This window comes from Sphingomonas sp. PL-96 (assembly GCF_020707215.1).
Classification (GTDB): domain Bacteria; phylum Pseudomonadota; class Alphaproteobacteria; order Sphingomonadales; family Sphingomonadaceae; genus Sphingomonas.
The window spans coordinates 101185-124306 of sequence record NZ_JAJFET010000010.1 but is presented as its reverse complement, the minus strand read 5'-3'; the positions used below and the strand labels follow the sequence as shown (position 1 = coordinate 124306).

Sequence of the window (23122 nt, the reverse complement as noted above, 5' to 3'; positions counted from 1 at the left end):
ACCCATTTTTCACAAATCTGACAGAAAAGCTCAAAAGTCTCGCATTTCTGCGGTTTTTCTGGTGTGTCGCCCCTGTCCCGCATACCCCTGATCCATGGAAACACCGCTCCAGGCGCCGAATCAGCCAAGCGAATCGCTGCGCCGCCAAGTCCGCTCGGCGATTCTGTGGCGTTCGGGCACGCAGATCCTAGGGCAGCTGATCGCCTGGACCTCCACTTTTGTCGTGATCCGGCTGCTGTCGCCGTCCGACTATGGCCTGGTGGCGATGACCGGCGTGGTGCTGCTGCTGCTCAGCATGCTCAACGGCTATGGCCTCGCCAACGCCGTGATCCAGCACGCGGATGTCGGCCGTCGCGAGATCGCGCAGGTGTTCGGCATGCTGCTGCTGCTCAACGGCGGGCTCGCGCTGCTGCAGGTCCTCGCGGCGCCGCTGGTGGCCGACTATTACCATGAGCCGATGGTGGCGCAGCTGCTGCGGGTGCAGGCCTTGCTGTACCTCCCCACCCCCTTTGCTTCGCTCGCCTATGCGCTGCTGGCACGCACCATGGAGTTCCGGCGCCAGGCGCAGGTCAACCTCCTCTCTTCGGTCGCGGGCGCCATCGCCGCGCTGGTTGGCGCCTATGGCGGGCTGGGTGTGTGGACGCTGGTGCTCGCGCCGGGAGTCCTGTTCTACACTCGCGCAATCGGGCTCACGATCGCGGCACGATCGCTGATGTGGCCCAGTTTCCGCTTTGCCGGGGCAGAGCGGCTCGCGCGCTTCGGCGGGCTGGTGGCCGCATCCGGGCTGCTCAACTTCGCGCAGAGCCAGGCCGATGTGCTGATCGCCGGCCGCTGGTTCGATGCCCATCAGGTCGGCATCTACACGACCGCGCTGTTCCTGACCCAGGTGTTCGCCAACAAGTTCGTGCCCCCGCTCAACGAGGTCGCCTTCTCTGCCTATGCGCGGTTGCACCAGTCGGGTGGGGACATGGCCGGCGCCTTCCCCGGCGCGGTGCGGTTGGTGATGCTGGCGGCAATGCCCTTCTACTTCGGCGTCGCCGCGGTGGCCGAGCCGCTGGTTCATGTGATGCTCGGCCCCAAATGGCTGGAGGCGGTGCCGATCGTGCAGTTGCTGGCGATCGCCATGCCGTGCTGGACGCTGCAGACGCTGTTCCAGCCGGCCATCGATGCGGCCGGGCGCCCGGGAGTCACCGCCGGGACGACCGCGATCGGCGCGGTGCTGCTGCCGGTCGCCTTCCTGGTCGGTGCGCGATACGGCATTGCCGGCATCGCCGCCGCCTGGATCGTGGCGCATCCGATCCTGCTGGCGATTGTCGCCGCGCGGGCGCTGCCGGTACTCGGCGTCCCTCCCGGGCGCTACCTGCGCGCGATTGCGCCGCCGGTGCTCGCGGCGGCCGCGATGGCGCTGCTGGTGTTCGCCACGGACGGGGCGCTGCCGGTCCTGCCGCCGGTGGCGAGGCTCAGCCTGCTCGTGGCGGTGGGAGCGGTCACCTACCTCGGAGCGCTGGTGCTGTTCGCACCCGCAAGTGTCCGCGAAGCGATCGCCATGGTTCGCGCGCGGGGGTGAGCGGTCAGTGCCCCAGTGCGGCGATGCTGGCGCGGGTCGCGTCGCGATAGGCGCTGCCGTGGAAGCGGCAGGTGCCGATGAAGTGGACGAAGCGCATGTCAGCGGGCAGCGGCCGGTCCTCGAAGTTGCAGTAGCGGTCGTAAGGCAGCAGCAGCGGGTCGCTGCCGTTGGCGACCACCAGGTTGGACGTCACCTGCTCGCTTCCCCAGCGCGACCAGCGTTCGCGCCCGATCAGCCGGTCCATCTCGAGCGAAAAACCCTCGGCGAGTGTGCGCCCCGGCCCGCCCGGCGCGAAGCCGGCGAAGCCCGAGCAGCCGCGCGCGTAGCGCCGAAGCGCCCCGCCCGCGATCGCCACCTGCCCCATCGCCTCCTCGGCCGCGTCCTGGACGTGGAGCCCGGGCCGCCGGGGATCGGATCCGCGATAGCGGTCGCGCAGCGCCTCCACCTCCACCAACGCCGCTTCCGCCTCGCCGCGCAGGGTGAAGTCGCGCCCGGCGTCGATCGCCTGCTCGACCTCAGGCAGCGCGCCCAGCGTCACCGTGTCGGAATCGACCTGGATGACATATTGGTCGCGGCGCAGGTCAAGCAGGTGGAGCAGCCGCTCCCACGTCCCACCTGGCGGTGCCGCGCCGAGGTCGACGTCGCGGATGTGGGTGATCGCCGGATTGCCGAGATGATGCGCAAAGGTCGCGCGATCGGCCGGGGTGAGGCTCCCGTCGTCGAGCAGCGCCACCCGGCCGCGGCCGAGTTGCGCATGGAGCGACTTGATCGCGACCAGAGCCGGCAGCACCACCGCGCTTCCCACCATCGACAGCAGCACGACGCCGTCGTCGACCTGCCGGATCGGCGGAGTCGCGAGCACCCGTGCGGCGACACGGCGGTGGCGCAGGCGCTTGGCATGCCATGTCAGGCGGTCCGCAAAGGAAATCATGGCGCCAAACGCCCGCCGCGGCGCCGAAAGTCAACCGCTCGGCACAGGTGCCCCGCCCTGCACCGGGACAAGCCGCGCGTCAGCTGTTGATATAGGCACGCATCGCCTGCGCCTCGGCCTCGATGCGATCGATGCGGTGCTTCACCAGGTCGCCGATCGACACCAGCCCGACCAGCCGCCCGGCGTCCACCACGGGCAGGTGGCGGATGCGGCGCTGGGTCATCAGCGACAGGGCGGCCAGCACCGGCTCGTCCGGCGAGACGGTAACGACGGGCGCAGTCATGGCGGAGGTGACCGGGCGCTCGAGCGTCGCGGCGCCGCCATGGTGGAGGCATCCGATCACGTCGCGTTCGGAAAACACGCCCAGGATCGAGTCGCCGTCGAGCACCGGCACGGCGCCAATCCGTCGTTCCGCAAGCAAGTGGACGGCGTCGCCCATGCTTGCCGAGGCCTGGATCGTGACCACGTCATTGCCCTTGCTGTTCAGGATCACCGCGATCGTCATCGCACTCTCCTTCGGCCGTCTGCCGGCGCCATGGGTTGAGCATCCCATGTTTGCGTGGGATTGCAAGACCATGCCGCAGCACGACCGCGATCCGCTGGACGATCCGACCTATGCGCGTTTCGCATGGGCGCGCTTCCGGCGGTTGCTGTGGTGGATGACGGGAGTCGCGGCGCTTGCCGCCGTGGCGGCGGTCGCGCTGCTATGGTGGCTCGTGGGGCCGCTGGCGATCCACATGGCGATCGCGACGGCGCTGGGCGTTGGCCTGTCGGTGCTGATGGCGGCGGTCCTGATGGGGCTGATCTTCTTGAGCTCGGGCACCGGCCATGACGATGCGGTCGACCGGTTCGCCCAGCGGGACCACCCCACGGATGAGGATCCGGACGCCCTGCCCTGACGCGGTCCCGAGCGGCGGTTGCGGCTCTCTCGACGCACAGGCCCCGTTCGTCTCGAGCAGGGATCGAGCGTGTCGAGAGCCCGTGTCGAGAGAGCCGCGGCCGGCTTCTCGAAACGACCGGGGGCAAGGGAGACGGCCGCCACCCAACGCAAGAAGGGCCGGCACCGCTGCTGCGGTACCGGCCCTTCTTGTCGGACGCTGCGGTCGGCCTCAGGCGGCCGGCGGCATCACCTCGTCGTCGGTGCGGACCCGGCGGCGGCGGCGCGGACGCTCCTCGCCATCGCCTTCGGCCGGGCTGAGCGCCGGCGGCAGCCGATCGGCTTCGATCCCATGGGTCTCGCCAGCTGATGCGGCTTCGGCCGGCTGCGGTTCGGCATCGCGACGCAGCACGCGGCGGCGCGTGCGGGGTGCGCGCACCTCGCCCTCGGCCGGGGTTGCCTCGATGTCGTTGGCGACGGCGGCCTGGACGGGCTCTGCCTGCTCGACCGGGGCGCCATCGACCTCGGTCTGTTGAACCGCCGGGCGCTCGCCACGGGGTGCGCGCTCGCTACGCGGACGTGCGTCCCGCTGGGGGCGGTCTTCGCGCTGGGCACGCTCTTCGCGCTGGGGACGGTCGTCCCGCTGCGGGCGATCCTCACGCTGGACACGCTCTTCGCGACGCGGACGATCCTCGCGCTGGGCGCGTTCCTCCCGCTGCGGACGCTCGCTGCCGCCGTTCTCGCCGTCGAACTCGAACTCCTCGCCATCGTCCTCGGAGCCGAAGTCCCCGCGCTGGCGCTGGTTCTCTTCGACCCGAGCCTTGTTGTCGTTGAGCACGCGGAAATAGTGATCGGCGAACTGGAAATAATATTCCGAGTTCACGCGGTCGCCCTGCATCTGCGCATCGCGCGCAAGATTCCGGTACTTTTCCAGCAGCTGCGCGGCATTGCCCCGTGCGCGACTGTCGATGCGATTGCCGTTATCCGAACGGCCGGGGTTGCCCCCACCTTGAGGACGCTGCCCACCACGACCGCGACGGCGGCCGACTTGCCGGTTGTTTATCAACGTGTCTGTGTCCCGTTCAAACTGTCCGTCGATCCTGTCGATCCCGGATGCTGCCTGTCGCGAGGCCGTGCCACTGCACGACCCCGTCTGCCATGGCCACCGGACCACAGTGGCGCGCATGACGCTGGAGGGGGCAGAACCCCGAACTCACCTGTTTCTGGTAAAAGGTGGCTTGCCCCGCGCCGGTCTTAGCGGCTGCCCGGGCGTTCTCCAAGGGGAAATATGGGGGTGCGGCCGCCGGAATCAACCGGCAATCACCGCGCGCGGACGCCCGCCCAGGTCCGCCTCGACACGGGTCGAAAGTCCCTGGTCCTGCAGCAGCGCCGACACCGCCTCCGCCTGGGTCGATCCGATCTCCACCGCCGCGATCCCGCCTGGCGCGATCAGCCGCGCAAGCTGGGGCGCGAGCAGGCGATACGCGTCGAGGCCGTCCGCCCCCGCAAACAGCGCTCCGGCCGGTTCATGCCCGGCCACCTCGTGCGGCAATTGCTCACCAGTGCCGATATAGGGCGGGTTGGCGAGCACCAGGTCGAAGCGCGCGTCCACCCCCGCGGCCCAGTCGCCCAGCGCAAAGCGCGCCCGCGATGCCACCCCGAGCCGCTCGGCATTGCGCCGCGCATAGGCCAGCGCCTCGGGCGAGCGGTCGATCCCCAGCCCATTTGCCTCCGGCCAATGGTCGAGCACCGCAAGCAGCAGCGTGCCCGGTCCCGTCCCCAAGTCGAGCACGCTCGCAGGCGCGCGATCGGCGAAATGCGCGACCGCCGCCTCGATCAGCGTCTCGCTGTCGGCACGGGGCACCAGCGCACCCGGGCCAACCTCCAGCTCGACGGTCCAGAAGGCGCGGCTGCCGGTCAGATAGGCGACCGGCGTATGCGCGAGCCGTGCTTCGACCAGCGCGGCAAAGCCGGCCGGCACCGGATCGTCCATCCGCCCGAGCAGCAGTAGGTTGCGCTCCACGCCCATGGCATGCGCCATCAGCAGTTCGGCATCGAGCCGGGCTGTGTCGGAGACGGCAGCGATCCGCTGCGCCGCCTCGCGGACCGCCGCGCCCGCGGTGGCGGGTGTCACGCCGCGTCCAATGTGGCCAGCCGCTCGGCCTCGTCCTCCGCGATCAGCGCGCCGATCAGTTCCTCCATCTCGCCTTCCAGGATCTCGGGCAGGCGGTGGAGCGTCAGGTTGATGCGGTGGTCGGTCACGCGCCCTTGCGGGAAGTTGTAGGTGCGGATGCGCTCGGACCGGTCACCCGAACCCACCATCGCCTTGCGCGTGCCGGAGCGTTCGGACGCCAGCCGCTCGCGCTCCGCCTCGTACAGGCGGGTGCGCAGGACCTTGAGCGCCTTGGCCTTGTTCTTGTGCTGCGACTTTTCGTCCTGCTGGATCACCACCAGCCCGGTCGGCAGGTGGGTGATGCGCACGGCGGAGTCGGTCGTGTTGACCGACTGGCCGCCCGGGCCGGACGAGCGATAGACGTCGATCCGCAGGTCCTTGTCGTCGATCTGCACGTCGACTTCCTCGGCCTCCGGCAGCACCGCGACCGTCGCGGCAGAGGTGTGGATGCGGCCGCCGCTTTCCGTCACCGGCACACGCTGGACGCGGTGAACGCCGCTTTCGAACTTCAGCCGCGCGAACACGCCCTGGCCGGTGACCGAGGCGACGACTTCCTTGAAGCCGCCTGCGTCCGAGACGCTTGCCGAAATCATCTCGACCCGCCAGCCGCGGTGGTCGGCATAGCGCTGATACATGCGGAACAGGTCGCCTGCGAACAGCGCCGCCTCGTCGCCACCCGTGCCGGCGCGGATTTCCAGCATCGCCGGGCGTTCGTCGGCGGCATCGCGCGGCAACAGCGCCAGCGCCAGCGCGCGTTCCGCCGCCGCCAGCCGCTCACGATTCTCGTGCAGCTCCTCGGCGGCCATGCGGCGCAGTTCCTCGTCGCCGTCCTGGCTCATGTCCTCCAGCGATTCGGCTTCGGCGCGCAGCCGCCGCACCGCGCCCGCAGCCTCGGCGACGGGCTCCAGCTCGGCATATTCCTTGGACACTGCCACGAAGCGGTCACCCGGCAGCTCGCCAGTGGCCATCAACGCCTGGAGTTCGTCGCGGCGCGCCTCGATCTGCGCGATGCGATCCGGGGAAATGGCGGTCATGCCTGGTGCAGCACCTGCTCCGCGCGCGGCTCACCGCGCAGCGTGCGGAAAGCAGACGCGGGTGAGTCACCGTCGAAGCGCAGCGACACCGTTTCGGCGGGCTCCAGCTTCAGCGCCTTGTCGTACCGCTTGCGCGGCGATCCGGTGGCGACGAGGTCGGCGACCAGCCCCGCCTTGCGGAGCCGCGCCACGGTGGCGACGCCCTGTGCCAGCGCGCGCTCGTCCTCGACCACGACTGCGACATCCAGCTGGGGCGCCGGCGCACCGTCCAGCAGCATTGCGAGCCGCTCGATCCCAGCCGCCCAGCCCACGCCCCGCGTCTCGGGACCGCCGAGCGAGCCGATCAGCCCGTCGTAGCGGCCGCCGGCCAGCACCGTGCCCTGCGCGCCAAGCCGGTCGGTCACGAACTCGAAGGCGGTGTGGCGGTAATAGTCGAGCCCGCGCACCAGCCGGTCGTTGCGCGTCCACCGCACGCCAGCGGCATCCAGGCCGGAGGTCACCGCGGCAAAGAAGTCGCTGGCTTCGGCCGTCAGATAGTCGTCGATCCCCGGCGCCCCGTCCGCGATCGGACGATCACGCGGGTCCTTGGAATCGAGGATGCGCAAGGGGTTCTTGTCGAGCCGTGCGAGGCTGTCCTCGCTCAGCGAGTCCCGGTGCGCCTCGAAGTGCGCGACCAGCGCCGCGCGCCAGGCGTCGCGGGTGTCCGCATCACCCAGCGTGTTGAGCTGCAGCGTGACGCCGTCGGCGATGCCGAGCTCATGCAGCAGCTGGTCGGCGAAGGCGAGCAGCTCGACATCGGCGCCGGGCTCAGCCGCACCGATCACTTCGGCATCGACCTGGTGGAACTGGCGATAGCGCCCCTTTTGCGGCCGCTCGTAGCGGAACACCGGGCCGTGGGTCGCGATCTTCAGCGGGGCGAACTGCTGCCAGCCGTCGGTCAGATAGGCGCGGGCGATGCCGGCGGTGAACTCCGGGCGCAGGGTGAGCGAATCACCACCCCGATCCTCGAAGCTGTACATCTCCTTGGAGACGACGTCGGTGGTCTCGCCCAGCGAGCGTGCGAACACGGCGGTCGATTCGAACACGGGCAGCTCGACCCGGCCGAAGCAATAGAGCCGGCGGATGCGCTCGAACGCGTCGACCACGCGGCCGAAGCGGCGCTGGTCTTCGCCAAAGATGTCCTGGGTGCCACGAATGGGGCGGGGCGTTTCGATGCGGGCCATGGCGGCGCTCTCTAGGGCTGGTCCGCAGCGGCCGCAATCGCGCGGCGGCGCCGAAGCGTGCGGAGCGGAAAAGAGGTGGAGCGGGTAACGGGAATCGAACCCGTGTATTCAGCTTGGAAGGCTGCTGCACTACCATTGTGCTATACCCGCCCGCTGGCGCTGAGGTAGCCGCGCTGGCTCGAGGACGCAAGAGCGGGGACGACAGCTCAATCCACACCGGGAAGAACGCCTCCTTCCCACCCCAATCCCGTTTGCCTCGAGTAGCCGTCGAGCTTGTCGAGAGCCCGTATCGAGAGAGCCACCGCAACCGCCCTCTCGATACGCCGTCTCGACAAGCTCGACGGCTACTCGAGGCAAACGGAGATACTGAGGAAACTGGGTTGGGTGGAGTGGAGACGAAGACGGTAAGGGCCGCCCCTCACCGCGGCCCGAACAGGATCGCCAAACAACCGGCCAGGCACAGCCCCCCGCCGATCAAATCGAAGCGGTCCGGCCGCAGTCCCTCGACCAGCCACATCCAGCCGAGCGAGCTTGCGACATAGATGCCGCCATAGGCCGCATAGGCGCGCGCCGCAGTCGGCGTGTCGGCAAGGGTGAGCGTCCAGGCGAAGCCCGCAAGCGCGACCATGCCCGGGACCAGCCACAAGGGCGATGCGCCGAGCCGCGCCCATTTCCAGAACGCAAAGCATCCGCCGATTTCGAGGGCGGCGGCGACGACGAAGATCAAGGGGGTCGGCAGCGCTGGTGTCCCTTCTTGTCGGGAGAACCGATCCGCCGCGCCGGGGCGGATGGTGGAAGGGGCTGGATTCGAACCAGCGTACACTTGCGTGGGCAGATTTACAGTCTGCTGCCTTTAACCACTCGGCCACCCTTCCACGGGGCCGCTTCGCTGAAGCGAGGTGGCCCATTGCCGCCCGATCCGCCGGCTGTCAACGGCTTGCGCGGCTTTCGCCGCCCGCATAGCGTCGATTGTGACACTTTTCTTCTCCTCGCACGAACGGAACCCGATGCGCGCGCTTAGTCTAGCCCTGCTTGCCACCGTTGCCGCCACGCCCCTTGCCGCACCGCTCGCCGCCCAGGCCGTCGATCGTGACGCCGTCAACCGCATCATCGACGAAGGCACCAACCAGTCGGAGGTGATGCCGATCGCCGAGCACCTGACCGACGTCATCGGTTCACGCCTCACCAACTCGCCGGGCATGCGCCAGGCGGAGGAATGGACGCAGGCCAAGTACCGTGAATGGGGCCTCACCAACGTCCACAAGGAAGGGTTCGAGTTCGGCCGCGGCTGGTCGATCGTCAGCTCCAGCGTGCGCATGGTTACCCCGCGCCCGATCCAGCTGACCGCAATCCCGATCGCCTGGACGCCCGGCACCAACGGCACCGTCACCGCGCCGGTAATCGTCGCGCCCATGTCCAAGGAGGCCGATTTCGCGCGCTATCGCGGACAGCTGTCGGGCAAGATCGTGATGGTGACGCAGCCCGATACCGGTTCGAAGCCCGACCGCGCGCCCTTCCGCCGGCTGACGCAGCAGGAGTTGAGCGACCACGACTTCTTCGAGCCCGCGGTCAACGATCCCGATGCGGCCGATCGCCGCCTCAAGCGGCTCGACTTCGCGACCAAGCTCGACGCGTTCCTGAAGAGCGAGGGCGCGGTGGCGATGGCGACCATGTCGTCGCGCGACGGCAAGCTGCTGCACGGCAGCGGCTATCTGTTCGGGCGCGAGCAGACGCCGGCGGTGCCCGGCATCGAGATCGCGGCCGAGGACTACCGCCGCCTCGCGCGTCTTGCCCGCGTGGGCCAGGCGCCGACGCTGGAGGTGAACAGCAACGTCCGCTTCGACGACAGCGACGTGCAGGCGTACAACGTGCTTGCCGACATTCCCGGCACCGATCCCAAGGCCGGCTATGTGATGGCGGGCGCGCACCTCGACAGCTGGGCGGCGGGCGACGGCGCTGCCGACAATGCCGCCGGCTCGGCCGTGGTGATGGAGGCCGCGCGCATCCTGTCGCAGATGGGTGTGCGGCCGAAGCGCACGATCCGCTTCGCGCTGTGGGCCGGCGAGGAACAGGGCCTGCTGGGCTCGCTCGCCTATATCGAGCGGCACATCGCCACCCGTGCGCAGGCCGCTGGCGCGCCTGCCACGGGCCTTGCCCGCTTCTACGGCTGGAACACGCGCTGGCCGATCACCAAGAAGCCGGGCTACGACCAGCTCGCAGCCTATTTCAACCTCGACAACGGATCGGGCAAGATCCGCGGCATCTATGCGGAGAACAATCCGGCCGCGGTGCCGATCTTCCGCGACTGGTTCGCCCCCTTCCAGGCAATGGGCGCGAGCACGGTGGCGATGCGCCCGACCCAGAGCACCGACCATTATTTCTTCCAGTCGGTGGGCCTGCAGGGCTTCCAGTTCATCCAGGACCCGCTCGATTACGGCAGCCGGCTGCACCACACCAACGTCGACACCTTCGACCATCTCCAGGGCGACGACCTGCGTCAGGCGTCGATCATCATGGCGTCGTTCCTGCTGAACGCCGCCAATGCCGACAAGCCGCTGCCAAAGCCGCCCTTCCCCCGCCAACCCAAGCCGACCGACCCCTATGCGTGGCCGGAGCAGGAGGACTGATCATGGCACGTCGTGGACATCGCCCGAGCCAGGGCTCCCCGCAGCGTCCCCGTTTCTGGGGCCGCCATGCGGTGCTCGCCGCCCTCGCCAACCCCGAACGCACGGTGCGCAAGCTGTGGGGCACGCATGAGGCCCTGTCGCAACTCGACCTGCCGTCGACGCTGACGGTCACCTATGCCGAAGCGGCCGACCTCGGCCGGCTGGTCCCCAGCGACGCGCCGCACCAGGGGATGGTCGCGGAAGTCGATCCGCTGGAGGATATCTGGCTGGGCGACCTGATCGAACGCGGCCGTTCCGACACCCGCCCGCTGCTGGTGCTCGACCAGGTCACCGACCCGCACAATGTCGGCGCGATCCTGCGCTCGGCCGCGGCGTTCGATGCGCTCGGCATCGTCACGCAGGACCGGCACGCACCCCCTGAGTCGGGCACCGTCGCGCGCACCGCGTCGGGCGCGCTGGAGATCGTGCCGTGGGTGCGGGTGGTGAACCTCGCCCGCGCGCTCGAGGAGATTGCAGAGGCCGGCTATTGGCGGATCGGCCTCACCGGCAACACCGACCTGACGCTCGACCAGGCGATGGGCTCGGACAAGGTTGCGCTGGTGCTGGGTGCCGAGGGTGAAGGCATGCGCCAGAACACGGCTGCACATTGCGACACGCTCGCCCGGCTTCCGATCAGCGACCAGATCGAAAGCCTCAACGTCTCCAACGCGGCCGCAATCGCGCTCTACGCGGCGGCGACGCGCCGGAGCTGAGAGCCCGGGGTGCGGTTTCCAGCCGCACCCCACCCGCCTTTGCACCCGCGGTATTCCCCGCTAGTCGTGGTGCGATGAAGCGTTTTCTTGTTCCCGCCGCCCTGCTGCTTGCCGTTCCTGCTGCCGCGCAGCCCCCCGCCGCGCCGCCTGCACCCAGCGCCAAGGCGCAGGGCGTGGTCAGCGCCTCGGACCCGCGCGCGGCTGCGGCCGGAGTCGAGATGCTGCGCGCCGGCGGCAGCGCGACCGACGCCGCGATCGCTACGCTGCTGGCGCTCAACGTGGTCGAGCCGCAGAATTCCGGCATCGGTGGCGGCGGCTTCTGGGTCGGGCATGATGCCAGAACCGGCAAGCTGCTCACCATCGACGGGCGTGAGGCGGCACCGGCCGCGGCCGACCCGCGCTGGTTCTACGCGCCCGATGGCAATCCCCTCACCCATTCCGCCGCGGTTCCGGGCGGGCGCAGCGTCGGCGTGCCCGGCAATCTGCGCGAATGGGCGATGGCGCACGATCGCGGCGGCAAGCTCCCCTGGGCCAAGCTGTTCGAGCCGGCGATCCGGCTGGCGCGCGACGGGTTTCGCATCACCCAGCGGCTGAACACCGGCATCAACAATTTCGGTAGCCACATCGCCCCCTGGGCCGCCGCGCACTATCGTGGTCCCGACGGCAAGGCGCTGCCGGTCGGCACGCTGCTCAAGAACCCGGAACAGGCGGCGTTGTTCGAGCGGCTGGCGCGGCTTGGCCCCGACAGCTTCTATGTCGGCCCGAACGCGCAAAAGCTGGTGACGACCGTCAACACCGCCGCGCGTAATCCGTCGAAGATGACGCTGGGCGACCTCGCCAGCTATGATGCCAAGGAGCGGGCGCCTGTGTGCGGCAGCTACCGCGCCTATCGTATCTGCGGCATGGGCCCGCCCTCGTCAGGCGGCGTCGCGGTGCTGATAATCCTGAAGCAGCTCGAACGCTTCGACATGGCCAGGCTCGGCAAGGACTCGCCGGTCGCATGGCACCTGATGGCCGAAAGCCAGCGGCTCGCCTATGCCGACCGCGACCTGTATCTCGCCGATCCGGACCATGTGGCGGTGCCGGTGAAGGGCCTTACCGACCCGAAGTACATCGCTGGGCGCTCCGCACTGATCTCGCCCGACCGCACCATGGCAGGTGTCGCCGCGGGCGTGCCGGCCGGCGCCCCTGCCCGCATCCGCGCCCAGCCGAGCGAAGTGCCGGGCACCACCCATGTCGCCGCGACCGACGCGCGCGGCAATGCCGTGTCGGTCACCTCGACGATCGAGGGCTATTTCGGCTCGGGCCTGGCCGTGAACGGCACGATGCTCAACAATGAGCTCACCGACTTCGACATCGTGCCCGAAAAGAACGGCGCACTTGTCGCCAACCGGGTGGAGGGCGGCAAGCGGCCGCGCAGCTCCATGTCGCCCACGATCGTCTATGGTCCGGACGGCAAGGTGCGGATGGTGATCGGCGCCGCCGGCGGCTCGACCATCATCGCCCAGGTCGCCAAGGCGCTGGTCGCGGTGATCGACTGGAAGCTGTCGGCGCAGGACGCGATCGGCCTGGGGCTGATCTATGCGCCGGGCAAGGTCGCGACCCTGGAACAGGGCACCCAGCTCGATGCGATGGCACCGGCGTTGCAGGCCTTGGGCGAACCGGTGAAGATCGCCCCCCTCGGCCTCAAGGCCAATGCGGTGGAGCGCGTCGGTGGTCGCTGGGTCGGCGGTGCCGATCCGCGCAGCGAGGGCGTCGCCATGCACCAGGACGGCACGATTGCAGACATCAAGCGCGTCGGTGGCTTCGGCAACCGACCGCCCGAATAACAACAGGCAAGCCCCGGCGCACGGATGCCGGGGCGGCAGGAGAGGCCATGCGTACCCTCGAGCATTTCCCGAACCTCGTTTCGATGTTCTTCGCGCGTGCCCGCGAGCGGGGCGACACGCCGTTCCTGTGGCACAAGGCGGACGGCCAGTGGCAGTCGCTCAGCTGGGCGGACGCCGCCCGCCAGGTCGCGAGCCTCGCCGCCGGCCTCAAGGCGCTGGGGCTGAAGCGCGGCGACCGCGTGATGCTGGTGTCGGAGAACCGGCCCGAATGGTGCATCTCGGACCTGGCGATCATGGCCGCGGGCTGCGTGACGGTGCCGACCTATGTCACCAACACCCAGCGCGACCACCAGCACATCATGGAGAATTCGGGCGCCTGCGCGGTGATCGTCTCCACCGCCAAGCTTGCGCGCACGCTGATCCCGGCGGCGCTCCACGCCTCCACACCCGAAAAGATCATCGGCATCGAGGACGTGCGCCTCTCGCAGCCCGGTAGCCTGGAGTTCCACGGCTGGCATCAGCTGATCGCCGACCATCCCGCCAGCGCCGATGCCGCCGCGGGCGAGGCGAATTTCACGCGCGAGGACCTGGCCTGCATCATCTACACCAGCGGCACCGGCGGGGCGCCGCGCGGGGTGATGCAGCACCACGGTGCGATCCTGCACAATGTCGCAGGCTGCTCGGCAGTGATCTCCGAGGATTTCGGGTGGGGCGACGAGGTGTTCCTGTCGTTCCTGCCGCTCAGCCACGCCTATGAGCACACCGGCGGCCAGCATTTCGCGATCGGGCTGGGCGGGCAGATCTATTATGCGGAAGGGTTGGACAAGCTCGCCGCCAATATCGAGGAGGTGCGCCCGACGATCATGTTCGTCGTGCCGCGCCTGTTCGAGGTGCTGCGCACCCGCATCACCAAGGCGGTCGAGAAGCAGGGCGGGATGGCCGCCTATCTCCTCGCCAAGGCACTCGACGTCGGGGCGAAAGAGAGCGAGGGCCGGCTGCGGCTGACCGACCGCCCCGCGCAGCTGGCGGTGCGCACCCTGTTCAAGCCCAAGATCGCCAAGCGCTTCGGCGGGCGGATGAAGGCGATGGTGTCGGGCGGCGCGCCGCTCAACCCGGAGGTGGGGCTGTTCTTCCAGTCGCTCGGCGTCACCTTCCTCCAGGGCTATGGCCAGACGGAGGCGGCACCGGTGATCTCGTGCAACCGGCCGTCCGCCGGCGTGCGCATGGATACGGTCGGCCCGCCGCTCCAGAACACGGAAGTTCGCATCGCCGACGACGGCGAGATCCTGGTGCGCGGCGAACTCGTCATGCACGGCTATTGGCGCAACGAGATCGAGACGGCGCGCGTGCTCAAGAACGGCTGGCTGCACACCGGCGACATCGGCCTGATCGACGAGGCCGGTCGGATCAAGATCACCGACCGCAAGAAGGACATCATCGTCAACGACAAGGGCGAGAATGTCGCCCCGCAGAAGGTGGAGGGCATGCTCACCCTGCAGCCGCAGATCGCCCAGGCGATGATCGCGGGCGATCGCCGGCCGTACATGGTGGCGGTGATCGTGCCCGATCCGGAGTGGACGCAGGAATGGTGCGCCGCCAACCGCACCGCCTGCGACTTCAAGCGGCTGGGCGAGGACAGCTCCTATCGCGCGGCGATCGCTGCTGCGGTCGACCGGGTGAACCAGGACCTGACCGTGACGGAACGCATCCGCCGCTTCATCCTGGCAGACGCCCCCTTCACGATCGAGAACGAACAGCTCACCCCCAGCCTGAAGATCCGCCGCCACATCCTGCGCGCGGCCTACGGCGAGCGCCTGGACGCGCTGTACAAGGGCTAAGCGGTAGTCTTGCTGCTGCGGGAGCGGGGTGCAGAGCCGCCGGCGTTCCGCCCCGCAACCCTGGGCTCCTGCCTCCGCAGGAGCACGGTGGTGGGTGAGCCCCCTATTCCCGTCATCCTGACCTACGCCAGCATGACGAGGGTGGCTGCGGATGCCCTGCACCCCAGCCGATGCCGTGCTCCTGCGCAGGCAGGAGCCCAGAGCCACAAGCCTTTGCGCTAGGACCCTGGACCCCTGCTTGCGCAGGGATACGGCGACCTCAATTCGCCTTCTTCTCCGGCACCACGACCAGCGACCAGTCCTTTTCCGGGCGCAGATACTTGGCAGCGAGCGCCTGGATGTCGGCGGCCGTCGTCGTGCCGACGTCGGAGGCGATGGTGTTGATCGCGTCGATCCGCTTGGGATCGAGCGTGCCGCCGGCGGTCTGCTGCATCCAGAACATGTTGCCGCTCGACACGCGGGCGATGAACTGGAGCACGGGCGCCTGGGCGCGGCGCAGCTCGTCCTGGGGGATCGGGTTCGCCACCAGGTCCGCCGCGATGCCGCGCGCGAGCTCGAAGAAGAATTCCGTCTTCTCCGGCGGCACCGATCCGATTGCCAGGATCTTGCCCCCGCTGGGCAGGCCCACCGGCCAGTCGGTGGAGACGTTGGGAGTATAGCTCACCCCCGCTTCCGAGCGCAGCTTGTCGAGCAGCCGGTCGCGGAACACCGCCGCCAGCAATTCGAGCTTGCGGCTTTCGGTGAGGCCCGCACTGCCGCCCCCGGTCGGCCAGGCGATGACCGCTGCCGCCTGGTTGGGCTGACCGGTGTGCGTGCGCACCACCGGCGTCGCCACATGCGCGGGGAAGCGCACGTCGGTGTTTGCCGCCGGCGCCGCCGGCCGCGCCTTCAGCGCGCCAAAGGTGCTCGCCACCGCCGCGATGGTGGCGTCGGCGGTGGTGTCGCCGAACACCTGCACTTCGATCGGGCCGCTCGCGAGCAGCGGCTCCCAGAAGGCGCGGAATCGCGCCGCATCCAGACCCTCGATGTCCTTGCGGTCGGGCGAGGCCCAGCGCGTGTCGCCGGCATGGAGCAGGCCCTCCAGGTCGCGCTGGAGCACGCCCACGGGCGATGACGACTGGCTGTCATAGCTGGCCAGCATCACCGCACGCGCGCGCGCCACCGGCTTGGGGTCCCAGCCGGGCGCCGCAAGCTTGGTCGCGATCAGCCGCAGCTGGTCCTTCAGGTCGGCCGCCGTCGTGATGCCGCCCAGGACGAACGCGTCCTCCTGCATCCCGAACGACAGGCCGATCTGGCGGTCGCCGGTCAGCCGGTCGAGCTCTTCCTGCCCGAACTTGCCGACGCCGCTCGCCACCAGCGCCAGGTCACCGGCAAAGGCGGGCGTCTGCCTGTTCGACGGCAGCGCGCTCAGGCCACGGCCGAAGCGGACCTGGACATAGACCTTGCCCGTCTCAGAATTGTTCGGGAACATCAGCAGGTTCACGCCATTGGCGAAGCTCACCTTCTCGATTTCGGGATCGGTGAGCACGACGCTGCGGCCGGTGACCTTGCCCGGCGTGCCGAGCTTGGGAAGTTCGTCGAACTTGACCGTGCGCTGCGGCCCGCGCGTCTCGGTAGCCGCCGTCACATCGGCCTGGATCGCCGCTGCCAGCTTGTTGGCCGCGGTCGGATCCGGGGCGGGCGTGTTGACCAGCGCGCGAGTCTCGACCCCGTCGAACACCTTGCGTGTTGCCGCCTGTACCTTGGCGGGCGTGAAGAACTTGCCAGAGACTGCACCGTCAAAGATGCGCAGCGACATTTCCGGGCCGGCGACCGTCTCGCGGATGTCGACGGCCTCGACCAAGTTGTCGGCGAGCTTGGAGCCCGCGTCCACGCGCGAAGTCGCAACCGCATTTTCCATGCCGGCGCGGATCTCGCCCACTTCGCGGTCGATCTCCTGCTGCGAAGGCGGGTTGCGCAGCGCGCTGGCGACCGTGGCGCGCACGTCGCGCACGGCCGCTTCCCAGTCGTTGCCGACCGGCAGGATCGAAATGGCGGTGATGTTGGCCGAACGCGACACATCCTCCAGGTCGGCGCCCGCGCTGATGTAGCTGGCGCCGCCCCGCGCGCGGCTTTCCAACCGGCGGTTGATGATCCGGATCGCGATCTGGTCGACCATGCGCTCCTGGTTGAACACGATGGTGTCGTTGCCGACCGTCCACGGCCGCACCGTGGCCATCTGCACCAGCGTCGGCAGCGCCGGCTCATTGACGACGGCGCTGAGCGGACCGCCGGCCTTGGGCTTGCCCAGGTCCGGGTTGGTCGGCGCGGGACCCTTGCCCTGCCAGCCGGAGAAGTGCTTCACCACTGCCGCCTCGAGCAGCTTGGGGTCGGCGTCGCCTGCAATCACCACCACGGCCCGGTCGGGCCGGTACCAGCGATCGTGAAACGCGCTCACCGTGCCGGCGGTCGCCGCCTGCAGCGTCTCGACATTGCCGATCGGCGAACGATCCGCGAGCGGCTGGCCGGCAAAGAACAGCGAGCGCGTCGCATCGCCGAGCCGCATCTGCGGCCCCGGCTGCTCGCGCTGCTCGGCGAGCACCACCGGCCGCTCGGCATTGAGCGAGGCAGCCGTGATCGTCGGTTCGGCCATCATGCCGGCCAGGATCTTCATGCTCTCGTCCAGCCCCGCCTGAGTCGCCCCGGGCAGGTCGAGCTTGTAGACCGTCTGGGTGAAGCTGGTGGAGGCGTTGCTGTCCGAACCAAAGGTCACGCCCAGCCGCTGCCACACGCGCTTCGATTCACCATCGGGAACATGGGTGGAGCCGCGGAACGACAGATGCTCGATCAGATGCGCAAAGCCGCGCTCCTGCTCGGTCTCCATCAGCGAGCCCGCGTCGATCGCGACCCGGATCGAGACCTGCCCCGGCGGCACGCCATTGTGACGCACGGCATAGCGCAGGCCGTTCGGCAGCACGCCATAGGTCCACGTCCGGTCGGGCGGGATGTCGCTGCCCTTGAACAGCCAGGGCGTGTCCGGCCCCTGCGCCACAGGCTGCAACGGCGGCAGCGGGCGAGTCTGTTGCTGGGGAGCGACTGGCGGCGCGGTCTGCGCAACGAGCGGCGTGGTGGCGATCAGGGCCAGAAGCGGCAGTGCGATCCGGCGCACGCGTACGGGAAATGCCATGTGCCCTGCCTAGCGGGCTTTTCCGGGCGCCGCCAGCACGGGCGTACCGCAACCATCCAAAAGCACCCGGAAACAGGCGGGTCACGATCTTCCACGCCGCCGCCACCTTTTCGCCGTTTCTGCAGCGCAGCTTGCGATTGCCAGGGGGATGCAATGCAGCGCGTACCATGTTCGATCGGCGAGGAAGGTCGTCTTGCCGGGGCAAGTCCGGCCCGACGCTCGCTTGCGCTGCGCGCGGGCAAGCGGTTGCGCCGTGTGTTCGATCCGTTGATCCGCACCTCGTCGCTGGTGTCCAACGCGCCGGTGCTGGACGTGCGCGCCTTTCCCTGGACGCGCGACCTGCGCGACCAGTGGCAGGCGATCCGCGAGGAAGCGGTACGCGTTGCCCTGCCCGAAGGCGCGGCCCCGCCGCTCGCCGCGATCGCGCCCGACCCGTTCACCCTCGCCGCGGTCGACCGGTGGCGCTCGCTGGTGCTGTGCGGCTATGGCTATGCGATCGACGCCAATCTCGCGCGCTGCCCGGCGACGGCGCAGGCGCTACGCGGCATCCCCGGCCTCACCAACGCGATGTTTTCGATCGTGGCGCCGGGCACCCACATCCCGACCCATCGCGGCGTTACAAAGGGGCTGATCACCTGCCACCTCGGCCTGGTGGTGCCGCGCGACGGCGACGTGCGGATGCGGCTCGACAACCGCATGCTGCGCTGGGCGGAGGGCGAGACATTGGTGTTCGACGACACCTATCCGCATGAGCTGTGGAACGACGCCGGCAGCACCCGCGTCGTCCTGATGCTGCAGTTCAAGCGGCCGCTGCGCCAGCCGGGTCGCTGGCTGGCCGACCTGCTGCTCGACCTGGTCCGGCGATCGGCGTTCGTGCAGGAGGCGCGCCGCAATCTTCTCGCCTGGCATCGCGCTGCGCAGGGGGAGACGCCGGGGACGTCGAACGCATCGTTTCCCGCCTCGGCTTGATCCGGCACCCCCGGCACGCCAAATGACGGGCATGTTGATCGAGACCGAACCGACCCCGAACCCCGCGACCCTGAAGTTCCTTCCGGGCCGGGTTGTGATGGAAACCGGCACCCGCGACTTCGCGAGCCCCGAGGAAGCGGAGACCTCGCCGCTTGCAGAGGCGATCTTCGCGCTGGGCGATGTGACGGGCGTGTTCTTCGGCCGCGACTTCGTCTCGGTTACCGCGGCTCCCGGCGTCGAATGGCCGAGCCTGAAGCCGGACGTGGTTGCGATCCTGCTCGATCATTTCTCGGCCGCGATGCCGCTGTTCCGCCAGGGCAGCGCCGGCTTCTCGGTTCCCCCGGCCGAAAGCGATATCGTCGACAATCCCGAAGATGCCGACATCGTCGCGCAGATCCGTGAGCTGATCGAGACTCGCGTGCGCCCGGCCGTTGCCAACGACGGTGGCGACATCGTCTATCGCGGCTTCGACAAGGGCAAGGTCTACCTGCAGATGCAGGGCGCCTGCTCGGGCTGCCCCTCTTCCAGCGCCACGCTGAAGAACGGCATCGAACAGCTGCTGAAATACTATGTCCCCGAAGTCACCGAAGTGAGGGCCGTTTGATGCCGCTGGACGACGCCGCCCTCGACACGATCTTTCGCACTGCCCGCAGCCACACCCACTTCACCGACCAGCCCGTCACGCAGGACGAGCTGGAGGCGATCTGGGACCTGATGAAGATGGGACCGACCTCGGCCAACCAGCTGCCCGCGCGGATGGTGTGGTGCGTATCGCCCGAAGCACGCGAACGGCTGGCCGCCTGCTGCAGCGACAGCAACGCCGACAAGGTGCGCGCCGCACCGGTGGCGGTGATTGTCGGCATGGACACCGAGTTCCACGAGCTGCTGCCCGAGCTCTATCCGCATGTGAATGCCAAGGCCTGGTTCGACGGCACCGCGGAGCTGCGCCAGGTGTCGGCCATGCGCAACTCGACGCTGCAGGGCGCCTATCTGATCGTCGCCGCGCGTGCGCTGGGCCTGGACATCGGACCGATGTCGGGCTTCGACAATGGCGCGGTGGACAAGGCGTTCTTCCACGACACGCCGGCGGTGCGCTCGAACTTCATCGCGGTGCTCGGCCATGGCGATCCGTCCCGGCTGCACGAGCGGCTGCCGCGCCCCGCGTTCGACCGGTTCAACACGATCGCCTGATCCCTTGCGCACGCTGGTCATCGAAACCGCCACCGCCGCCTGCTCGGTCGCATTGATGGAGGACGGCCACGTCCTCGACTTCCGCCATGTCGTGGTCGGCCGTGGCCATGCCGAGCGGCTGGTGCCGATGATCGCCGAGCTTCCCGACGCAGGGCGCGCCGACCGCATCCTGGTCGATTGCGGCCCCGGCAGCTTCACTGGCGTGCGCGTCGGGCTGGCGGCCGCGCGCGGGCTGGCGATCGGATGGGGGGCGGAAGTGCTGGGCTTTTCCTCGCTGGCGCTGGTTGCGGCCGGCGGCTTTGCCGCGAGGCCCGGCGACGACACCCGCGCGGTCGTGCTCGAAGGCGGGCATGGCGAGGTGTTCGTGCAGGAATTCACCGCCGATCCGCTGACTCCGGTCGCGTCCTTCGCCTCGCTGCGCCCGGAAGCGGCGCTGGAGCGACTGGCTGGCCGGCACGCAGTCGGCACCGGCGTCCACCGGTTGCTTGCGCTCGACCCCGGCTGTGTCGCAGCCGAAGCCCTGCCCGATGCCCGCGACGCGCGGCTGCTGCCGGAGGCACTTGCCACGCTGCCGCCACGCCCGCTCTACGGCCGCGCGCCAGATGCAAAGCCGCCGCAGGCATGAGCCGGAGTCCTGCCCCGGTCGTGCTGCGCACCGGCTCTGCGGCCGATCTGGACGCGGTGGCCGGCGTGATGGGCGAAGCGTTCGAATCGCGGTTCGGCGAAGCCTGGACGCCTGCCCAATGCCTGGGGATGCTCTCGCTGCCGGGCGTCTGCCTGACGCTGGCGGAACAGGACGGCCGGCTTGCCGCCTTTGCCCTTTCGCGCGCAGTGGCTGACGAAGGCGAGTTGCTGCTGATCGCGACCAGGCCCGCGGCACGCAGCCGCGGCATTGGTGGCATGCTGTTGCGATCGGTGGTGGAGGATGCGCGACGGCGCGGGCTGGCCCGCTTGCATCTGGAGGTTCGCCAAGGCAATCCTGCAGTTCATCTCTATACCCGCGAAGGATTTGCAAAGGTTGGAGAACGTCCGCTGTACTATCGCGGCAGATCGGGCGAGGCTTTTGATGCCCACAGTTACTCTCTCGACATATTGTGACACAGTACGAAACAATTGGTTGCAAAATTTTTTCGGCCAACTCTGTTGCGATTCAAGCACAGTAGGTGAATAGGCCCGACAGGAACGGCGGTGTTCAGCCGGTCCTGTGTGAAAGGGTCAGTATCATGGAAGTTCAGCAACCGCCGGTCGACACGCTTATCGCGTATACGGCCGACATCGTGGCAGCCCATGTCAGCAACAACAGCGTGTCGCTTGCCGACCTGCCGTCGCTGATTCAGAATGTTCACGGCGCGCTGATCACGCTTGGCGGTGCCCATGCGGAGCCGCAGGCGAAGCAGGAGCCGGCCGTGCCGATCCGCGCTTCGGTCAAGCCTGACTTCATCGTCTGCCTGGAAGACGGCAAGAAGCTGAAGATGCTCAAGCGGCACCTGATGACCCATTACCAGATGACCCCGGAACAATATCGCGCCAAGTGGGGCCTGCCGGCGGACTATCCGATGGTCGCCCCCAACTATGCCGAACAGCGCCGCACCCTGGCCAAGGCGATCGGCCTGGGCACCAACCGCAAGCGCTGACCCGACCAACGACACCACGGCCTCGAGCCGTCCGGCCGCCGTTCAACCGGCGACCGGGCGGTCAAGCCCGCTTCCCGAACCGCCCGCCTTCGGCTAGATAGCGGACTTTACGGAAGAAAGACGGAGAAGGAATGCCGCGCAGGATCGACCTCGAGGCGCTGTGTCAGGAAAAGGGGCTGCGCATCACCGAGCAGCGCCGCGTGATCGCGCGCGTGCTGTCGGAAGCGGAGGACCATCCCGACGTCGAGAAGGTCTATGAACGGGCCTCCGCGATCGACCCCGGCATCTCGATCGCCACCGTCTATCGTACCGTCCGCCTGTTCGAAGAGGCGGGCATTCTCGACCGCCACGACTTTGGCGACGGCCGCGCCCGTTACGAGCCCTCACCCGAAGCGCATCACGACCATCTGATCGACGTCGAGACCGGCAAGGTGATCGAATTCGTCGATCCCGAACTCGAACTCCTGCAAAAGCAGATCGCCGAACGGCTGGGCTTCCGCCTCGTCGATCACCGCATGGAGCTCTATGGCGTCAGCCTCGACCGCAAGGGCTGACCGGACGCCCGGCGTGGCCGGGCACCTCCGCCTCGCCGCGCGGGTGACGGCGATCCTTGGCTGGCTGCTGCTCGCGCTGGTGCTGCACGGCGGCTGGCGACTGTTCCGCCGCGCGTCGCCCTGGCCGCGCCGCTTCCTCGGAGGCGTTGCCTATCTGGTCGGGGGACGCGTGCGCACGACCGGCACGCCGATGCGGCACAATGCGCTGTTGCTCGCCAATCACCAGAGCTGGCTCGACATTCTCGCCATTGCCGGCGTCTCGGGCAGCACCTTTGTCGCCAAGGGCGAATTGCGCGCGGTGCCGCTGATCGGCTGGCTGTGTCGGCTGAACGAAACCCTGTTCGTCGAGCGCGGCGACCGGTTGGGCGTTGCCGCCCAGGTGCAGGCGCTGCGCGACGCACTCGGCGGCAGGCCGGTCACCATCTTTCCCGAAGGCACCACGGGCGACGGCACCGTGCTGCTGCCCTTCAAGGCGTCGCTGCTCGCGGTTGCCGACCCCGCTCCTCCCGGCCTGCAGGTCCAGCCGGTCGTGCTCGACTATGGCGATGCGACGCCCGAGGTCGGCTGGATCGGCGGCGAATCCGGCATCCACAACGCCGTCCGTCTCGTCTCCCGCCCCGGCACCATCCCCCTCACGATCCACTTTCTCGACCCCTTCGACCCCGCCGGCCTGGGTCGCAAGGGCGTGGCAGCCGAGGCGCGGCGCCGGATGGAGGCCGCGCAAGCTGGCAGCGGACGCCAAAGCGGCGTATAGGCC

General features: G+C 68.9%; 22 protein-coding genes and 2 tRNA genes. 14 read left to right on the top strand and 10 right to left on the bottom strand.

What is annotated here, in order from left to right; all coding sequences use genetic code 11:
- Nucleotides 1-94: 94 nt before the first annotated feature.
- Nucleotides 95-1567, top strand: a complete 1473-nt coding sequence (locus LK533_RS16000) for a lipopolysaccharide biosynthesis protein (protein WP_229364068.1) — start codon at nucleotides 95-97, stop codon at nucleotides 1565-1567.
- A gap of 4 nt (nucleotides 1568-1571) precedes the next feature.
- On the opposite strand, the gene LK533_RS15995 is transcribed toward LK533_RS16000, so the two are convergent.
- Complete coding sequence (locus LK533_RS15995; protein WP_229364067.1) at nucleotides 1572-2498, bottom strand: hypothetical protein; 927 nt, start codon at nucleotides 2496-2498, stop codon at nucleotides 1572-1574.
- A gap of 79 nt (nucleotides 2499-2577) precedes the next feature.
- Nucleotides 2578-3003, bottom strand: a complete 426-nt coding sequence (locus LK533_RS15990) for a CBS domain-containing protein (RefSeq protein WP_229364066.1) — start codon at nucleotides 3001-3003, stop codon at nucleotides 2578-2580.
- 70 nt (nucleotides 3004-3073) lie between these two features.
- Here LK533_RS15990 and LK533_RS15985 point away from each other — a divergent pair, with 70 nt between their 5' ends.
- Nucleotides 3074-3397, top strand: coding sequence for a hypothetical protein (locus LK533_RS15985; RefSeq protein ID WP_229364065.1), 324 nt, complete (start codon nucleotides 3074-3076; stop codon nucleotides 3395-3397).
- Between the two features lie 210 nt (nucleotides 3398-3607).
- On the opposite strand, the gene LK533_RS15980 is transcribed toward LK533_RS15985, so the two are convergent.
- From LK533_RS15980 to LK533_RS15950, 7 genes are all read right to left on the bottom strand, one after another.
- A complete protein-coding gene (locus tag LK533_RS15980; protein WP_229364064.1) occupies nucleotides 3608-4441 on the bottom strand; it encodes a DUF4167 domain-containing protein in 834 nt (277 codons plus the stop codon).
- A 243-nt stretch (nucleotides 4442-4684) separates the two neighbouring features.
- Nucleotides 4685-5509: a peptide chain release factor N(5)-glutamine methyltransferase gene (gene prmC / locus LK533_RS15975; RefSeq protein ID WP_229364063.1), complete on the bottom strand. Its 825-nt coding sequence runs from the start codon at nucleotides 5507-5509 to the stop codon at nucleotides 4685-4687.
- Nucleotides 5506-6582, bottom strand: a complete 1077-nt coding sequence (gene prfA, locus LK533_RS15970) for a peptide chain release factor 1 (protein ID WP_229364062.1) — start codon at nucleotides 6580-6582, stop codon at nucleotides 5506-5508. The genes prmC and prfA overlap by 4 nt, the downstream gene beginning before the upstream one ends.
- Nucleotides 6579-7805, bottom strand: a complete 1227-nt coding sequence (gene hisS, locus LK533_RS15965; RefSeq protein WP_229364061.1) for a histidine--tRNA ligase — start codon at nucleotides 7803-7805, stop codon at nucleotides 6579-6581. The genes prfA and hisS overlap by 4 nt, the downstream gene beginning before the upstream one ends.
- Nucleotides 7806-7881: 76 nt before the next feature.
- Nucleotides 7882-7955, bottom strand: a tRNA-Gly gene (locus tag LK533_RS15960).
- 268 nt (nucleotides 7956-8223) lie between these two features.
- Nucleotides 8224-8544, bottom strand: a complete 321-nt coding sequence (locus LK533_RS15955; protein ID WP_229364077.1) for a YnfA family protein — start codon at nucleotides 8542-8544, stop codon at nucleotides 8224-8226.
- Between the two features lie 50 nt (nucleotides 8545-8594).
- Nucleotides 8595-8680: transfer RNA gene (locus tag LK533_RS15950), tRNA-Tyr, on the bottom strand.
- Nucleotides 8681-8812: 132 nt separating this feature from the next.
- Here LK533_RS15950 and LK533_RS15945 point away from each other — a divergent pair.
- The 4 genes from LK533_RS15945 to LK533_RS15930 all read left to right on the top strand — a co-directional run bounded on the left by LK533_RS15945 (nucleotide 8813) and on the right by LK533_RS15930 (nucleotide 14851).
- Nucleotides 8813-10432, top strand: a complete 1620-nt coding sequence (locus LK533_RS15945; protein ID WP_229364060.1) for a M20/M25/M40 family metallo-hydrolase — start codon at nucleotides 8813-8815, stop codon at nucleotides 10430-10432.
- Nucleotides 10433-10434: 2 nt separating this feature from the next.
- Nucleotides 10435-11184, top strand: a complete 750-nt coding sequence (gene rlmB, locus LK533_RS15940) for a 23S rRNA (guanosine(2251)-2'-O)-methyltransferase RlmB (protein ID WP_229364059.1) — start codon at nucleotides 10435-10437, stop codon at nucleotides 11182-11184.
- A 74-nt stretch (nucleotides 11185-11258) separates the two neighbouring features.
- A complete protein-coding gene (gene ggt / locus LK533_RS15935; protein ID WP_229364058.1) occupies nucleotides 11259-13013 on the top strand; it encodes a gamma-glutamyltransferase in 1755 nt (584 codons plus the stop codon).
- Nucleotides 13014-13060: 47 nt separating this feature from the next.
- A complete protein-coding gene (locus LK533_RS15930) occupies nucleotides 13061-14851 on the top strand; it encodes an AMP-dependent synthetase/ligase (protein WP_229364057.1) in 1791 nt (596 codons plus the stop codon).
- 259 nt (nucleotides 14852-15110) lie between these two features.
- Here the strand turns inward: LK533_RS15930 and LK533_RS15925 are convergent, their stop codons facing one another.
- The gene (locus LK533_RS15925) at nucleotides 15111-18017 is read right to left on the bottom strand and encodes a M16 family metallopeptidase (protein ID WP_229364056.1); all 2907 of its coding nucleotides are present in this window, start codon (nucleotides 18015-18017) and stop codon (nucleotides 15111-15113) included.
- A gap of 153 nt (nucleotides 18018-18170) precedes the next feature.
- On the opposite strand from LK533_RS15925, the gene LK533_RS15920 reads away from it, so the two are divergent.
- The 8 genes from LK533_RS15920 to LK533_RS15885 all read left to right on the top strand — a co-directional run bounded on the left by LK533_RS15920 (nucleotide 18171) and on the right by LK533_RS15885 (nucleotide 23119).
- Complete coding sequence (locus tag LK533_RS15920; RefSeq protein WP_229364055.1) at nucleotides 18171-18986, top strand: aspartyl/asparaginyl beta-hydroxylase domain-containing protein; 816 nt, start codon at nucleotides 18171-18173, stop codon at nucleotides 18984-18986.
- A 31-nt stretch (nucleotides 18987-19017) separates the two neighbouring features.
- On the top strand, nucleotides 19018-19590 hold the full coding sequence (locus tag LK533_RS15915; RefSeq protein ID WP_229364054.1) for a NifU family protein: 573 nt from the start codon (nucleotides 19018-19020) through the stop codon (nucleotides 19588-19590).
- Complete coding sequence (locus tag LK533_RS15910) at nucleotides 19590-20177, top strand: malonic semialdehyde reductase (protein WP_229364053.1); 588 nt, start codon at nucleotides 19590-19592, stop codon at nucleotides 20175-20177. The genes LK533_RS15915 and LK533_RS15910 overlap by 1 nt, the downstream gene beginning before the upstream one ends.
- A 4-nt stretch (nucleotides 20178-20181) precedes the next feature.
- Nucleotides 20182-20802, top strand: a complete 621-nt coding sequence (gene tsaB, locus LK533_RS15905) for a tRNA (adenosine(37)-N6)-threonylcarbamoyltransferase complex dimerization subunit type 1 TsaB (RefSeq protein ID WP_229364052.1) — start codon at nucleotides 20182-20184, stop codon at nucleotides 20800-20802.
- A gap of 20 nt (nucleotides 20803-20822) precedes the next feature.
- Nucleotides 20823-21275, top strand: coding sequence for a GNAT family N-acetyltransferase (locus tag LK533_RS15900; protein ID WP_324255323.1), 453 nt, complete (start codon nucleotides 20823-20825; stop codon nucleotides 21273-21275).
- Between the two features lie 125 nt (nucleotides 21276-21400).
- Nucleotides 21401-21811 carry a MucR family transcriptional regulator gene (locus LK533_RS15895; protein ID WP_229364050.1) on the top strand — a complete coding sequence of 137 codons (411 nt, stop codon included), beginning with the start codon at nucleotides 21401-21403 and terminating at the stop codon, nucleotides 21809-21811.
- A gap of 131 nt (nucleotides 21812-21942) precedes the next feature.
- Nucleotides 21943-22365: a Fur family transcriptional regulator gene (locus LK533_RS15890; protein ID WP_229364049.1), complete on the top strand. Its 423-nt coding sequence runs from the start codon at nucleotides 21943-21945 to the stop codon at nucleotides 22363-22365.
- Nucleotides 22366-22378: 13 nt separating this feature from the next.
- On the top strand, nucleotides 22379-23119 hold the full coding sequence (locus LK533_RS15885) for a lysophospholipid acyltransferase family protein (protein ID WP_229364048.1): 741 nt from the start codon (nucleotides 22379-22381) through the stop codon (nucleotides 23117-23119).
- The last annotated feature ends 3 nt before the right edge of the window (nucleotides 23120-23122 follow it).